Source organism: Kitasatospora sp. MMS16-BH015 (assembly GCF_002943525.1).
Lineage (GTDB): Bacteria > Actinomycetota > Actinomycetes > Streptomycetales > Streptomycetaceae > Kitasatospora.
This window is the reverse complement of the sequence record NZ_CP025394.1, coordinates 5,385,625-5,398,923: the sequence shown is the minus strand read 5'-3', so window position 1 is coordinate 5,398,923 and position 13,299 is coordinate 5,385,625. Positions and strand designations below refer to the sequence as shown.

The window sequence follows — 13,299 nt, the reverse complement described above, 5'->3', positions numbered from 1 at the left end:
CCGGCGGAGCCGCCAACATCGTCGGCGCGTACCCGGCCGGCCGCTCCGAAGCGGGCGGCGCCGTGAACACCATCGGCGCCTCAGCCCCGGCCACCTCGACAGCCACCTCGACGGCCACCGTCTCACCCGCCGGAGCCTCGCGCCCCGTCAAGTCGCCTTCCCCCGAGGGCGCCGGCGGCCCGAGCCGCTCCGCCTCGGCCGCGATCGCCGCGGCCCCTGCGTCCTTGACCCACTGCGGCGGGCGGAGCCGGAAGGAGGTGGCCTCGACCGAGTCCGTGACGGGCTTGGCGGCACCGGCCGGGTTGGCCTCGGTCGGGGTGCCGTAGGTCTCCTCGAAGAGGGCGACGACCTCGTTGACGGGGAGCGGGGGCCAGAGGGTGGAGGCGCCGCCCTCGCGGGCGATGACTAGGCGGGGGCCGCCGTCGCCGGGGTCGCCGGCCCAGCAGACGAAACCCTGGTCGAACTCGCGGACCCGCACCTCCCGCAGAGCGGACTTCGGGACCCCCGCGTTGATCCAGTCCTCGGCCAGCTCCTTCGCCTGCGCGTACGTCACCACGCCCGGCCCACCCCATCTCCCGAACCAACGATCACGTACCCGACCCCGCTGCTCATCGACCCACCGGCACGGCCCGGGCGAACCCGCCGTCCACCATCATCGCGGCCACCGTCTCCAGCTCCGGCGGGCTGCCGGCCAGCCGGAGCAGGAACTCGTCGAAGTCCGCCCCGCAGGGCAGCAGGAGTCGTTCGACCCGCGCCTCGGGGGCCTCGGCGGGATCCCCGCCGTCCCGCGCGTCGTCGTAGAGGCAGAACCAGACCGACCCGACGCCCTCCTCACCCCGGACCTTGAGCGCGAGCAGCCCGCCCTGGACGTAGGCGATGCCCAGGTAGTCCTTGGTGAGGTGGTCGCGCAGGCACTTGTTCGCGTACACCAGGTCCTCGACGCCGTACTCCTCGCTCAGCGTCAGGAAGGGCTGGTCGAGCAGCAGGCCGAGGCCGGTGTCGAGCGCGACGCCGGCCGGGGCGCGGCCGCCGGCCAGCTTGAGGAAGGAGCGGTAGGCGGGCGGGAGGGGGTGGCCGAGGCGGCCCTCGGCGCTCTGCACCAGGTCTTCGGTGACGGCCAGCGGTTCGCCGCCGTCCTTGGCCAGGGTGAAGTGGGCCGGGCGGTGCTGCTGGAGCGGGCTGGTGCCGCGCCGGCCGTGGTCGGCCTGGGAGCGGGCCAGGCCACCGTGGTGGCGCAGCAGGGCCTTGACCTCGACCGGGACGAGCTCCATCCGGCGCCAGCCGGGGGCGGCGCGGCCGGCCACGTGGTGCCAGGTCCAGCCGTGCGGGGTGGCCACGGCGGTGTCCTGGTCGGCCCAGAGCGGGTGGCCCTGGGTGAAGAGGGCGGCGTTGGCGGAGACGTAGTCGGTGAGCCGCAGCTCGTCCACGCCCAGGCCGGGCGGCGGGTCGGCCACCTCGGCGGCGGCGACGGCGTACGGGCCGAAGTCCGGGTGCCCGTACTCGTCGATCCGCACCCCGCCCGGGTGCTTCCCGGCCCGGACCGGGTCCGGGAAGCTCACCACCTGGCCGGCGTACGCCCCGTTGGGCGCCGCCGCGCCGGGCTGGCCTGTCGTCATCTGGGTGCCCCCCGCTGCCTGCATCCGACTCTGGTCGGCACCAGCCTAGGGGGTGGGCCCGAACCACCGGACCCGGGTGAGCGCGGGCCCCGGGTCCGGGGCGGCCGGCCTCAGATCCGGGTGAGCGCCTTGGCCAGCGCCTCCACCACCCGGGTCTGCTGGTCCTCGGTGATCTGCGGGAAGAGCGGCAGGGTGAGGATCTCCCCGGCGGCCCGCTCGGTGACCGGGAAGCTGCCCGCGCCGTGGCCGAGGCCGCTGAAGGCGGGCTGGAGGTGGACCGGCACGGGGTAGTGGACGCCGGCGCCTATGCCCTCGGCCTGGAGGGCCGCCAGCACCTCGTCCCGGCCGCGCTCGACCCGCACGGCGTACAGGTGCCAGACGTGCTCGTTGCCGGGCATGGTCCGGGGGGTGGTGAGCCCGCCCAGGTCGGCCAGCAGCGCGTCGTAGCGGGCGGCGGCGGCCCGGCGGGCCTCGTTCCAGCTCGGCAGCCGGCGCAGCTTGGCCCGCAGCACCACGGCCTGGAGGGTGTCCATCCGGGAGTTGAAGCCGAAGCGCTCGTGCACGTACTTGCGGCCGGAGCCGTGGTCGCCGATCAGCCGGACCGCCGTCGCCAGCTCCTCCTCGTCGGTGACCACGGCGCCCGCGTCCCCGTAGGCGCCGAGGTTCTTGCCGGGGTAGAAGCTGGTGGCCGAGATCCGGCCCCAGGAGCCGGAGACCCGGCCGTGCCGGGTGGCCCCCTGGGACTGCGCGCCGTCCTCGATCACCGGCAGCTCCCCGGCGACCTCCAGCAGCTGCTCCATCGGTGCGAGCTGGCCGTTGAGGTGGACGGGCATCAGGGCCGCCGCCCCGCCGAGCCGGTCGGCCACCGCCGCCGGGTCGATCAGGAGGTGCTCGGCGTCCACGTCCACCAGCACCGGGCGCAGCCCGGCCCGCACCACGGCCTCGGCGGTGGCCACGAAGGTGTTGGCCGGGAGCACCACCCCGGCGCCCTCGGGGAGTTCGAGGGCGCGCAGGGCGAGCTCCAGCGCGTCGGTGCCGTTCGCGGTGCCCACGGCGTGCCGGACACCGGAGAAGGCCGCGTACTCGGCCTCGAACTCGGCCACGTCCGGGCCCTTGATGTACGCCCCGGTGCTCAGCACCCGGTCGAACCCGGCCCGCACCTCCTCGGCGACCTCGGCGTGCGCGGCTTGCAGATCGACGAGCGGGACGGCGGCGGCCATGCGGTGGACCTCTCTCGAAACGCGGATGTCGGGACTCGAACTCACCCAAAGAACAGCAAAGCTGACAGGTAGTCAGCCAAGGACGGAGCGCAGCGCGGCCACCACGGTGTCCTGCTGCTGCTCGGTGAGCGAGTGGTAGAGCGGCAGGATCAGCGAGCGGCCGGTGATCAGCTCGGTGACGGGCAGCGGCACCCGGGCCGTGCCCTTGTACGGGGCCTCCAGGTGGGCGGCCATGATGCCGCGCCGGGCGGAGACCCCGGCCTCGGCGAGCCGGGCCAGCACCTCGGTGCGCTCGGGGGCGCCCTCGGGCAGCAGCAGCCAGCAGGACTGGTAGTTGCCCTGGCCGTGGGCCGGGTCGGTGACCAGGGTCTCGGCCAGCGGGCCGAGCAGCTCGCGGTAGCGCTCGGCCAGCTCCCGGCGGCGGGCGACCATCGCGGGCAGCTTGCCGAGCTGCACCAGGCCGATCGCGGCCTGGATGTCGGTCATCCGGTAGTTGTAGCCGACCTCGTCGTAGGTCTCGACCACGGCCGCACCGCCACCGGCGGCGTGCCGGTCGGCGGCCGAGACGCTCATCCCGTGCTCGCGCAACCTCCGGAGCCGGGCGGCGAGTTCGCCGTCCTGACAGGTGATCATGCCGCCCTCGCCGGTGGTGAGCAGCTTGCGCGGGTGGAAGGAGTACGCGGCCAGGTCGGCGCTGGCGCCGGCCGGGCGACCGCGGTAGCGCGCACCGGCGGCGCAGGCGGCGTCCTCGACCACCCGGACGCCGCGCGGCTCGGCCAGCGCCCGCAGCGCGTCCAGGTCGACCGGGATGCCGCCCTGGTCGACGGCGAGCACGGCCTTGGTGCGCTCGGTGAGCAGCGGCTCGACCGTGGCGGGGGTGAGGTTGCCGGTGGCCCGCTCGACGTCGGCGAAGACCGGGGTGGCGCCCAGGTAGGCGACGGCGTTGGCGGTGGCGATGAAGGAGAGCGAGGGCACCACCACCTCGTCGCCGGGGCCGACCCCGGCCACCAGCAGGGCCAGGTGCAGCGCGGTGGTGCAGGAGGAGACGGCGACGGCGTGCGGGACGCCGAGGTGCTCGGCGAAGGCCCGCTCGAACTCGGCGACGCGGGGGCCCTGGGCCACCCAGCCGGAGCGGACGGCCTCGGCGGCGGCCTGGGCCTCCTCCTCGCCGAGCCAGGGGATCATGACGGGGATCGTGGACACGCGGGTACTCCGAAGGCTCGTGGACGGCACTCGTGAACGACGGGAAGCGGCCCGGGCCCGACGGACCTGGCCAGGCCGGACTGGACCAGGTCAGGTCGGGACCGGGATCCCGACTACTGCTCGCGCCACCAGGCGACGAGCTTGCGCAGGCCGTCGTCCAGGCCGAGCTCGGGCTTCCAGCCGAGGTCGCGCTGGGCGGCGGAGATGTCGGCCAGGCGCCGCACCACCCCGCCGGCGGTGCCCCGGGCCGGGCCGTGCTCCACGTCCAGGTCGCCGCGGTCCATCGCCTCCAGCAGGGCGTCGGCCAGGCCGCGCAGCGAGACCTCGGAGGAGCTGGCGATGTTGTAGACCCGGTCGGTGACCGGCGCGGCGGCGGCCAGCAGGTTGGCCCGGGCGATGTCCTCGGTGTAGACGAAGTCCATGGTCTGGGTGCCGTCACCGAAGATCAGCGGCGGCTGGCCGGAGTTGATCCGCTCCATCCAGCGGATGAACACCTCGGTGTACTTGCCGTGCACGTCCATCCGGGGGCCGTACACGTTGAAGTAGCGCAGCGCGACGTAGTCCAGGCCGTTCATGGCGTGGAAGCTGCGCAGCAGGCCCTCGTTGAAGACCTTGGCGGCGCCGTAGAGGGTGTCGTTGTTGTAGGGGTGCTGGGTCTCGGGGGTCGGGAAGGTGTCGGCCAGCCCGTAGACCGAGGCGGTGGAGGAGGCGATCACCTTGCGGACGCCGCACTCGGCCGCGGCCTCGACCACGTCGAAGGTGCCGTCCACCATGATCTCCAGGGCCAGCCGGGGCTCGGTGGCGCACTGGGTGATCCGGATCGCGGCGAGGTGGAAGAGCAGGTCGGTGTCGGTGCCGAGCAGCTCGCGCAGCAGCGCGCGGTCCCGGATGTCCCCGTCCACCACCCGCAGCTGACCCGGCTTCGCCGCGGCCTGGGCGGCGGCCAGGTTGGCCATCCGGCCGCGGACGAAGTTGTCGAGGACGACGACCTCGCGGGCCCCGGCCTCGATCAGCTGGTCGACGACGGTCGATCCGATGGTGCCCGCCCCACCGGTGACCAGACAGCGGGAACCCTCGATGGCGACAGCGTTCATGGGGCGTCGGCCCTCTCCTGAGCGGTGATCAGTTCGGTGTCGGCCGAGCCGGGAGACGGTCGGTGCGCGGTGGGACGGGCAGCACTGGATGACGGCCCGGCAGCTGTGACACAGCTGACCCGACCGCACCGGCAGACCCCTGCAAGACCCCCCTTGCACAGCCGCTCCCCCACGGCATGCCGAGCCCGGCCCGATCCGCTCCCCCGCGGCTCGGAGCCCCCTGGCCCGCTGCTGGAACGCTACCGTCCGCCCAGCTCGGCCGGGAGGCGAATCCGTAAACCCGGCACCCGAGTTGTCTGTCAGGTCGGTGCCGAGCCGCACCCCGACGCGCCGAATGTCGGAGGCGTTTGGCAGGCTGGACCCCTACCGTGTCCCTACGTCACGTCCTCACCGTCCGTCAGCCCGGGCAGGCCGCGCCCGGCCCGCCCGACCAGCAGCACCCGTCACAGCAGCGCCCGTCACACCGGCGCCCGTACCGCCCGCACCGAAGGAGCAGCCAGTGGACCACCCGGAGACGACGCTCGCCGCCGCCCCGGCTGTCCCGGTGCCGCGCCAGCACCGGGACAGCCTGCTGCCCGCGGTGGCCGCCGCGCTCTCGCTGCGCGGCGGCGAGGTGCAGACCCTGGCGGGGGTGAAGACCGCCGACCGGCCGGAGCTGCACCCCCTGGTGGGGGACTTCCTGGCCGGGCTGCCGCTGGAGCAGCGCGAGCGCTTCCTCGGCCGCTGCCCGGAGGCCGTGCTGCTCTCCCAGTACCTGACCGCGGTGGACCAGAGCCGCTCCAAGCGGGCCGTCCGCAAGCCGCTGACCATCCAGGAGGCCCGCAAGGCGCTCAAGGGCTCCCGGCTGACCACCGTCCGGATCCGCGAGGAGGGCGATCCCGCCCACGGCACCCACGCGCCGCCCTGCCGCTCCTGCGCACCGCTGATCGACCACCTGCACGTCACCAGCGTCGTCGTCGGCCCGGCCACCAGCTGAGCCACGACCGCCCCGGCCGCCCGCCCCACCCGGTGACCGTCGGCCTCTGCCCCCCGAACCACGGAGTACGCACTGAACCCGCCTGCCGCATCGAGCTCCCGCACCCGGCCGCGCTTCGCCGCCGAGGTGGCCGCCGCCCTCAAGCAGGCCGGCTGGCACCCCGGCCGCTGGCAGATCCGGCAGGCCGAGGCCTGGGCCGACGAGCTGCTCGGGTACGGCGGGGCCGAGGCGGTGCGGCACGAGGTCTTCCCGGCCGCGATCGAGGCCTGGGCGGAGTTCGGCGGGCTCTCCTTCGACCTCGCGGGGGCCGGTCTGCGGATGGCCCGCACCCCCTTCCTGCTCGACCCCCTCTGCGGCCTGCACCAGCCGCGCACCCTGGCCGACCTCGGCCGCGCCCTGGGCACCCGGCTCGCCCCGCTCGGCGAGGAGCTGTACGGCCAGGCCCTGCTCGCCGTGGACGAGGAGGCCCGGGTCTACAGCCTCGACCACACCGGCGAGTACTTCCTCGGCCACTCCGCCGACCAGGCCATCACCACCCTCCTCCTGGGCCGCACCCCACCGAGGCTGGACAGCTAGCGCCTCATCCGGCGAGGCCCTGCTCGCGCGCCGCCAGCCGGGAGGGCATGAACGCCTCCACCAGGAAGCCGCCCTTGCCGTCCGCCCCGGCCGAGAAGCTGCCGCCGAGGGCGAGGACGCGCTCGCGCATCCCGAGCAGCCCGTTGCCGCCGCTCGGGAGGGCGACCTTCACGCCCGAGCCCGGGCAGTCGTTGGCCACCAGGACGCGCACTCCGTTCGGCACGTAGGAGAGCAGCACGCAGACCCTGGCCCCGCTGGCGTGCTTGTGCGCGTTGGTCAGGCCCTCCTGCACCACCCGGAAGGCGGTCTGCTCGGCCTCCGGCACGTAGGCCCGGCACTCGCCCTTGACGGTGAGCGAGACCCGCATGCCCGCGGCCTCGGACTGCGCGACCAGCCCGGGCAGCCCGCCCAGGCCCGGGGTGCGCTCCACCGTCTCCTCCGACATCCGCAGCACGCCGAGGATCTCCCGCAGCTCGTTGAGCGCCTGCCGGCCGACCTCGCCCATCAGCGCGGCGCTCTGCTTGGCCTTCTGCGGGTCGCGGTCGACGATCCGCTCCAGGGCCGAGGCGTGCACCACCATCAGGCTGACCCGGTGGGCCACCACGTCGTGCATCTCCCGGGCGATCCGGGTGCGCTCCTCCAACCGGGCCCGGCGGGCCCGCTCCTGGGCCTGCTCGGCCAGCAGGTCGAGCTCGGTCTCCAGGCCGTGCGCGCGGTCCTTGAGCGATTCGATCAGCCGCCGCCGCGCGCCCACGTACAGGCCGGTGACCACCGGCGGCACGGTCAGCCCGACGGCCACCAGCACCGCGACCAGGATCAGCACCCAGGCCGGCGGCTGCGTCTCGCCGGGCCGGTTGTCGGCGGTGAAGAAGGAGAGCATCAGCATGCCGACCGACTCCACGTAGGCCAGCGCGGAGAGCCCGAGCACCCGCCAGCGCCGGGAGGGCCACTCCCAGGTGGCGGCCAGGCTGTAGAGCGAGACGACCAGCAGCACCACGCCGAACAGCGCCGGCACGAAGACCAGCGCGGCCACCACCGGCACCACCGGCCAGCGCCGCCGCACCACGAGGGTGGCCCCGGCCAGCGCACCGAGCAGCGCCGCGCCCAGCTCGGCCCACAGGCCCCCGTGCAGCCGGTCGCCGACCAGTGCGTACGCGCCGACGGCGCACTCCAGCGCGGCCAGTGCCGCCAGCCCGACGTCGAGCACCATGCTCCGGCGCCGCGTCCACCACGGCCGCCGCGCCGCCCCCGGTGACTTCCCCATGGGCCCCAGCCTAGGCCGGACGCTTTCCCGTCTCCCAGCGACTTACCGACAAGACCTGCGGCACCTGTCCGCCATCCGGCCACCTCGCCTTCACGGCACCCGGTGCCACCTATGCTGGGGGCGTCCGGACAGCGCGGTCCGCACACGTCATCACCACGCATGGTGACGAGAGCCGTTGCCAGACCCCACCACACCAGGGAGCCAGCCGTGACCGCTCAGGTCCCCACTCAGGCGGACAGCACCAGCCCTGCCGCTGCCGAATCGGTAGCCGCCAACGCCGCGCTGCGGGCGGACATCCGCCGCCTCGGCGACCTGCTCGGTGAGACCCTGGTCCGGCAGGAGGGCCCCGAACTGCTCGGTCTGGTCGAGCAGGTCCGGATGCTCAGCCGCACCGACGGCGAGGCCACCGCCGAGCTGCTCTCGGACATCGACCTGGAGACGGCCGCCAAGCTGGTCCGCGCCTTCTCCACCTACTTCCACCTGGCGAACGTCACCGAGCAGGTGCACCGCGGCCGCGAGTTCGCCGGCCGCCGGGCCCGCGAGGGCTCGCTGCTCGCCCAGACCGCCGACCAGCTGGCCGAGGCCGACCCGAAGCACCTGGCCGACACCCTGGCCAACCTGGCCGTCCGCCCGGTCTTCACCGCGCACCCCACCGAGGCCGCCCGCCGCAGCGTGCTCAACAAGCTCCGCCGGATCGGCGAGCTGCTGGAGCGCATCCACCGCGAGCACGTCGCCTCCGGCCTCTCCACCACCGACCCGGCCCGCCACTCCAGTGCCAAGCGCAGCGCCGACCGCCGCCTCGCCGAGGTGATCGACCTGCTCTGGCAGACCGACGAGCTGCGGATCGCCCGCCCCGAGCCCACCGACGAGGCCCGCAACGCCGTCTACTACCTGGACGAGCTCTACCGCGAGGCCGTCCCCGAGGTGCTGGAGGAGCTGCACGAGGAGCTGGCCCGGGTCGGCCTCACCCTCCCCGAGGGCGTGCGCCCGCTGACCTTCGGCACCTGGATCGGCGGCGACCGGGACGGCAACCCGAACGTCACCCCGCAGGTCACCTGGGACGTGCTCAACCTCCAGCACGAGTACGGCATCAAGGACGCGCTGGCCGCCGTGGACGACCTGCGCGCCTCGCTCTCCACCTCGGTCCGGCTGGCCGGCGCCTCGGCCGAGCTGCTCGACTCGCTGGAGGCCGACCTCAAGGCCCTGCCCGAGCTGAGCCCGCGCTACAAGCGGATGAACGCCGAGGAGCCCTACCGGCTCAAGGCCACCTGCGTCCGGCTCAAGCTGGAGAACACCCGCGACCGCCTGGCCTCCGGCCGCCGGCACGTCGAGGGCCGCGACTACCGCGGCACCCGTGAGCTGGTCGCCGACCTCAAGCTCATCCAGGACTCGCTCCGCGCCCACCGCGGCGGCCTGATCGCCGACGGCCGCCTGGCCCGGGCGATCCGCACCGTGGAGGCCTTCGGCCTCCAGCTGGCCACCATGGACGTGCGCGAGCACGCCGAGGCCCTCCACCACGCGCTCGGCCAGCTCTTCGACCGGCTCGGCGAGGAGGCCTGGCGCTACGCCGACATGCCGCGCGAGTACCGCCAGCGCCTGCTCGCCAAGGAGCTGCGCTCGCGCCGCCCGCTGGCCCCCATCCCGGCCCCGCTGGACGCGGCCGGCACCAAGACCCTCGGCGTCTTCACCACCATCCGCGAGGGCTTCGAGCGGTTCGGCGACGAGATCGTCGAGAGCTACATCATCTCGATGTGCCAAGGCGCCGACGACGTCTTCGCCGCCACCGTGCTGGCCCGCGAGGCCGGCCTGATCGACCTGCACGCGGGCATCGCCAAGATCGGCATCGTGCCGCTCCTCGAGACCACCGAGGAGCTCCAGAAGGCCGACCTGATCCTCGACGAGATGCTCTCCGACCCCTCCTACCGCCTGCTGGTCTCGCTGCGCGGCGACATCCAGGAGGTCATGCTCGGGTACTCGGACTCCTCCAAGTTCGGCGGCATCACCACCTCCCAGTGGGAGATCCACCGCGCCCAGCGCCGACTGCGCGACGTGGCCCACCGCTACGGCATCCGGCTGCGCCTCTTCCACGGCCGCGGCGGCACCGTCGGCCGCGGCGGCGGCCCCTCGCACGAGGCCATCCTGGCCCAGCCCTGGGGCACCCTGGAGGGCGAGATCAAGGTCACCGAGCAGGGCGAGGTGATCTCCGACAAGTACCTGATCCCCTCCCTGGCCCGGGAGAACCTGGAGCTCACCGTCTCCGCCACCCTGGCCGCCTCCGCCCTGCACACCTCCCCGCGCCAGGCCCCCGAGGAGCTGGCCCGCTGGGACGCGGCGATGGACCAGGTCTCCGAAGCAGCCCACACCGCCTACCGCAAGCTGGTCGAGCAGGAGGACCTGCCCAAGTACTTCTTCGCCGCCACCCCGGTCGACCAGCTGGCCTCCCTCCACCTGGGCTCCCGCCCCTCCCGCCGCCCCGACTCCGGCGCCGGCCTGGACGGCCTGCGGGCCATCCCGTGGGTCTTCGGCTGGACCCAGTCCCGCCAGATCGTCCCCGGCTGGTACGGCGTCGGCTCGGGCCTGGCCGCCGCCCGCGAGGCGGGCCTGGGCGACGTGCTCGCCGAGATGCACGGCGAGTGGCACTTCTTCCAGAACTTCCTCTCCAACGTCGCCATGACGCTGGCCAAGACCGACCTGCGGATCGCCCGCCACTACGTCGAGCAGCTCGTCCCGGCCGAGCTGCACCACGTCTTCGACCAGATCACCGCCGAGCACGACCTCACCCTGCGCGAGGTGCTCCGCCTCACCGGCGAGAACGAGCTGCTCGAATCCAACCCGATCCTGAAGCAGACCTTCGTCGTCCGCGACGCCTACCTCGACCCGATCTCCTACCTCCAGGTCGCCCTCCTGCGCCGCCAGCGCGAACTGGTCGCCCAGGGCCGCCCCGAGGACCCGCTGCGCGCCCGCGCCCTGCTGCTGACCGTCAACGGCATCGCGGCCGGCCTGCGCAACACCGGCTGACGCCTAGGTGGGGGCGGCGCGCGCCGCCCCCACCGTCAGGCCGCGACGATCGGCGTGTGCTCGACCACCGAGACCATCCCGCCGTACCGGGCCAGCATGGCGGCCCGGGCCGCGTCCGCCCCGACCACGCCGACCACCACCCCGGTGCCGTCGTACCGCGCGCTGGTGTCCGTGACCTGCACGCCCTTCGACCGCCAGTACGCGCCGTCCTGGACGACGCGCTGCACGAGCGCGTCCTCCTGCTGCTTCGAGTGCTTGGCGTCCACGAACCGCAGGGTGAGCCCGGCCTTGGCGACCCGGGCCGTCAGCACGGAGTCGAAGTCCGATCCGCGCACCCGGTACACGAAGAGGGTGTGCGTCCAGGGCTCGACGCAGACACCCGTGTACGAGGCCCGGTACGCGCCGCGGCCCAGCCCGTCCGCCACTCCGGCGGCCGCGTCCACCACGGGGTCGTTCGGCAGCCCCGACGGCCCGGCGGCGGGCACCGGCGCCCGGTCGCTCCCGGTGCAGTAGGACGGGTCCACCAGGTACGAGGGCGAGGGCGAGGGCGTCCCGGAAGGCGTGCTCGACACCGCCGGTACGACCACCGCCCGGCCCTGATGGCCGCTCAGGCCCGCGCCCAGGGCGGTGCTGCCCGCGACCAGGACCACCGCCGCCGCCAGCTGCCACCCCCGTCGGGCCCGTAGCCTGCGCTGCCCGGCCCGGCGCAGCTCCGCCAGCGGGACGGGCGGGTTCCCGACCGCCGCGTCGGCCTCGGCCGCCAGCCGGGTGGTCACGAGCTCTTCGAACTGCTCCTCAGCCGGCATCGGAGGCCGCCTCCCTCTCCGGGGCGAGGCCGCGCCGGAGTGTCGTCATCGCCCGGGTCAGATGGGTCTTGGCGGTCGGCAGCGAGCAGCCGAGTTCGACGGCCACCCGCGCCACCGGCAGATCGGCGTAGTACCGGAGCACCACCGCCGCCCGCTGGCGCGGCGGCAACTGCCGCAGGGCCGAGGAGAGCTGCTCGTCCGCGAAGTCCGCCTCCGGCGAGGCACCCTCGGGCAGCCGGTCGGTCAGCACCTCGCGCCTCGTCCGCCGCCACCGCGAGACGTGCGTGCGCACCATCGCCGTGCGGACGTACGCCTCGGGCTCCTGTATCGAGCGCCGCTTGGCGTACACCTTGGCCAGCGCGTCGTGGAGCAGGTCCCGGGCGTCGTGCAGGTCCCCGGTGATCAGGTACGCCCCGCGCAGCAGTGCCTGGTATCTCGCCTCGACGAACGCGTCGAACGGATCGCCTTCCATCGTCATGCCCTACAGACGCACGACGGCCCGGAAACGGATGACACGTTCCCGGAAGACCTTCTAGTGCGCGCCGGACCGGCGGCGCCGCAACCAGGTGGCCGCGCCGCCCGCCGCCACCACCAGGCCGCCGGCCACGGCGTACAGGCCGGCCGAGCCGCCGACCTCACCGGTGGCGGGCTTGAGCTGCGCCGCCGCGGGCTCCGGCGTGGGCGTGGCCGCCTCCGCCGCCGGGGCACCGCCCAGCACTGCGACCGCGATCACCGCTCCGCCGACGATCCGACCCACCCGAACCACGCCTGATACCCCCGGTCCATGCCCCTCAACCCTGCGTACGGGCAAGACGGTAGCGGATCGACGGAGTCGTTCCCATACGTTTCGATCGTCAGCGCCCAAGCGTTGCACGACCGTTGTGGTCCGAGGGGTTGAATGCTGACGGACGGTCAGGTGTTGTACGTGCTCTGGGCCCGCTCCAAGCCCTCGGAGATGACGGCCTCCACCGCGTCGGCGGCCCGGTCGACGAACCAGTCGAGCTCCTTGCGCTCGGTGGAGGAGAAGTCCTTGAGCACGAAGTCGGCCACCTCCATCCGGCCCGGCGGGCGGCCGACCCCGCAGCGGACGCGGTAGTAGTCCGGCCCGAGCGACTTGGTGATGGACTTGAGCCCGTTGTGCCCGTTGTCGCCGCCGCCCAGCTTGAGCCGCAGGGCCGCGTAGTCGATGTCCAGCTCGTCGTGGACGGCCACGATCGAGCCAGTGGGGGCCTTGTAGAAGTCCCGCAGCGCGGTGGTCGGGCCGCCGGAGAGGTTCATGAAGGTCATCGGCTTGGCCAGCACCACCCGCTGGCCCGCGAGGCGGCCCTCGGCGACCTGAGCGCGGCTCTTGTGGGCCTTGAACTTCGCCCCGATCCGCTGGGCCAGCAGGTCGGCCACCATGAAGCCGATGTTGTGGCGGTTCCGGGCGTAACTCTCCCCGGGGTTGCCGAGGCCGACGATCAGCCAGGGGCCCGTGTAGTCGCTCATCTCAAGCGCTCCTCAAACTCGACCGGGATTCTCACAGA

12 protein-coding genes are annotated in these 13,299 nt (G+C 73.9%); 3 read left to right on the top strand and 9 right to left on the bottom strand.

The window, feature by feature from the left end; translation table 11 throughout:
- Window positions 1-608: 608 nt before the first annotated feature.
- The 4 genes from CFP65_RS23405 to CFP65_RS23390 all read right to left on the bottom strand — a co-directional run bounded on the left by CFP65_RS23405 (window position 609) and on the right by CFP65_RS23390 (window position 5,133).
- A complete protein-coding gene (locus CFP65_RS23405) occupies window positions 609-1,616 on the bottom strand; it encodes an SMI1/KNR4 family protein (RefSeq protein WP_104818035.1) in 1,008 nt (335 codons plus the stop codon).
- Window positions 1,617-1,726: 110 nt separating this feature from the next.
- Window positions 1,727-2,836 carry a DegT/DnrJ/EryC1/StrS aminotransferase family protein gene (locus tag CFP65_RS23400; RefSeq protein ID WP_104818034.1) on the bottom strand — a complete coding sequence of 370 codons (1,110 nt, stop codon included), beginning with the start codon at window positions 2,834-2,836 and terminating at the stop codon, window positions 1,727-1,729.
- Between the two features lie 72 nt (window positions 2,837-2,908).
- On the bottom strand, window positions 2,909-4,039 hold the full coding sequence (locus CFP65_RS23395) for a DegT/DnrJ/EryC1/StrS aminotransferase family protein (RefSeq protein ID WP_254552532.1): 1,131 nt from the start codon (window positions 4,037-4,039) through the stop codon (window positions 2,909-2,911).
- A gap of 113 nt (window positions 4,040-4,152) precedes the next feature.
- Entirely contained in the window at window positions 4,153-5,133 is a 981-nt protein-coding gene (locus tag CFP65_RS23390; protein WP_104818033.1) for an NAD-dependent epimerase/dehydratase family protein, read from the bottom strand.
- Between the two features lie 499 nt (window positions 5,134-5,632).
- On the opposite strand from CFP65_RS23390, the gene CFP65_RS23385 reads away from it, so the two are divergent.
- Window positions 5,633-6,109 carry a YwqJ-related putative deaminase gene (locus CFP65_RS23385; RefSeq protein WP_254552531.1) on the top strand — a complete coding sequence of 159 codons (477 nt, stop codon included), beginning with the start codon at window positions 5,633-5,635 and terminating at the stop codon, window positions 6,107-6,109.
- Window positions 6,110-6,235: 126 nt separating this feature from the next.
- Window positions 6,236-6,685: an SUKH-3 domain-containing protein gene (locus CFP65_RS23380; protein ID WP_104818031.1), complete on the top strand. Its 450-nt coding sequence runs from the start codon at window positions 6,236-6,238 to the stop codon at window positions 6,683-6,685.
- Between the two features lie 4 nt (window positions 6,686-6,689).
- On the opposite strand, the gene CFP65_RS23375 is transcribed toward CFP65_RS23380, so the two are convergent.
- Window positions 6,690-7,949, bottom strand: a complete 1,260-nt coding sequence (locus tag CFP65_RS23375) for a sensor histidine kinase (protein ID WP_104818030.1) — start codon at window positions 7,947-7,949, stop codon at window positions 6,690-6,692.
- Window positions 7,950-8,231: 282 nt separating this feature from the next.
- Here CFP65_RS23375 and ppc point away from each other — a divergent pair, with 282 nt between their 5' ends.
- Window positions 8,232-10,967: a phosphoenolpyruvate carboxylase gene (gene ppc, locus CFP65_RS23370; protein ID WP_104821061.1), complete on the top strand. Its 2,736-nt coding sequence runs from the start codon at window positions 8,232-8,234 to the stop codon at window positions 10,965-10,967.
- A 35-nt stretch (window positions 10,968-11,002) separates the two neighbouring features.
- Here the strand turns inward: ppc and CFP65_RS23365 are convergent, their stop codons facing one another.
- The 4 genes from CFP65_RS23365 to pth all read right to left on the bottom strand — a co-directional run bounded on the left by CFP65_RS23365 (window position 11,003) and on the right by pth (window position 13,261).
- The gene (locus CFP65_RS23365; RefSeq protein ID WP_104818029.1) at window positions 11,003-11,773 is read right to left on the bottom strand and encodes a hypothetical protein; all 771 of its coding nucleotides are present in this window, start codon (window positions 11,771-11,773) and stop codon (window positions 11,003-11,005) included.
- Complete coding sequence (locus tag CFP65_RS23360) at window positions 11,763-12,251, bottom strand: SigE family RNA polymerase sigma factor (RefSeq protein WP_104818028.1); 489 nt, start codon at window positions 12,249-12,251, stop codon at window positions 11,763-11,765. Before CFP65_RS23360 ends, CFP65_RS23365 begins: the two co-directional genes overlap by 11 nt.
- 54 nt (window positions 12,252-12,305) lie before the next feature.
- Window positions 12,306-12,506: a hypothetical protein gene (locus CFP65_RS23355; RefSeq protein WP_158702328.1), complete on the bottom strand. Its 201-nt coding sequence runs from the start codon at window positions 12,504-12,506 to the stop codon at window positions 12,306-12,308.
- Window positions 12,507-12,685: 179 nt separating this feature from the next.
- Entirely contained in the window at window positions 12,686-13,261 is a 576-nt protein-coding gene (pth, locus tag CFP65_RS23350) for an aminoacyl-tRNA hydrolase (protein WP_104818026.1), read from the bottom strand.
- Between the last annotated feature and the right edge of the window lie 38 nt (window positions 13,262-13,299).

Bases quoted from the DNA above. Each gene is read 5' to 3' on its own strand.
- CFP65_RS23405 (WP_104818035.1), bottom strand. From the start codon at position 1,616: ATGACGACAGGCCAGCCCGGCGCGGCGGCGCCCAACGGGGCGTACGCC.
- CFP65_RS23400 (WP_104818034.1), bottom strand. From the start codon at position 2,836: ATGGCCGCCGCCGTCCCGCTCGTCGATCTGCAAGCCGCGCACGCCGAG.
- CFP65_RS23390 (WP_104818033.1), bottom strand. From the start codon at position 5,133: ATGAACGCTGTCGCCATCGAGGGTTCCCGCTGTCTGGTCACCGGTGGG.
- CFP65_RS23375 (WP_104818030.1), bottom strand. From the start codon at position 7,949: ATGGGGAAGTCACCGGGGGCGGCGCGGCGGCCGTGGTGGACGCGGCGC.
- CFP65_RS23365 (WP_104818029.1), bottom strand. From the start codon at position 11,773: ATGCCGGCTGAGGAGCAGTTCGAAGAGCTCGTGACCACCCGGCTGGCG.
- CFP65_RS23360 (WP_104818028.1), bottom strand. From the start codon at position 12,251: ATGACGATGGAAGGCGATCCGTTCGACGCGTTCGTCGAGGCGAGATAC.
- pth (WP_104818026.1), bottom strand. From the start codon at position 13,261: ATGAGCGACTACACGGGCCCCTGGCTGATCGTCGGCCTCGGCAACCCC.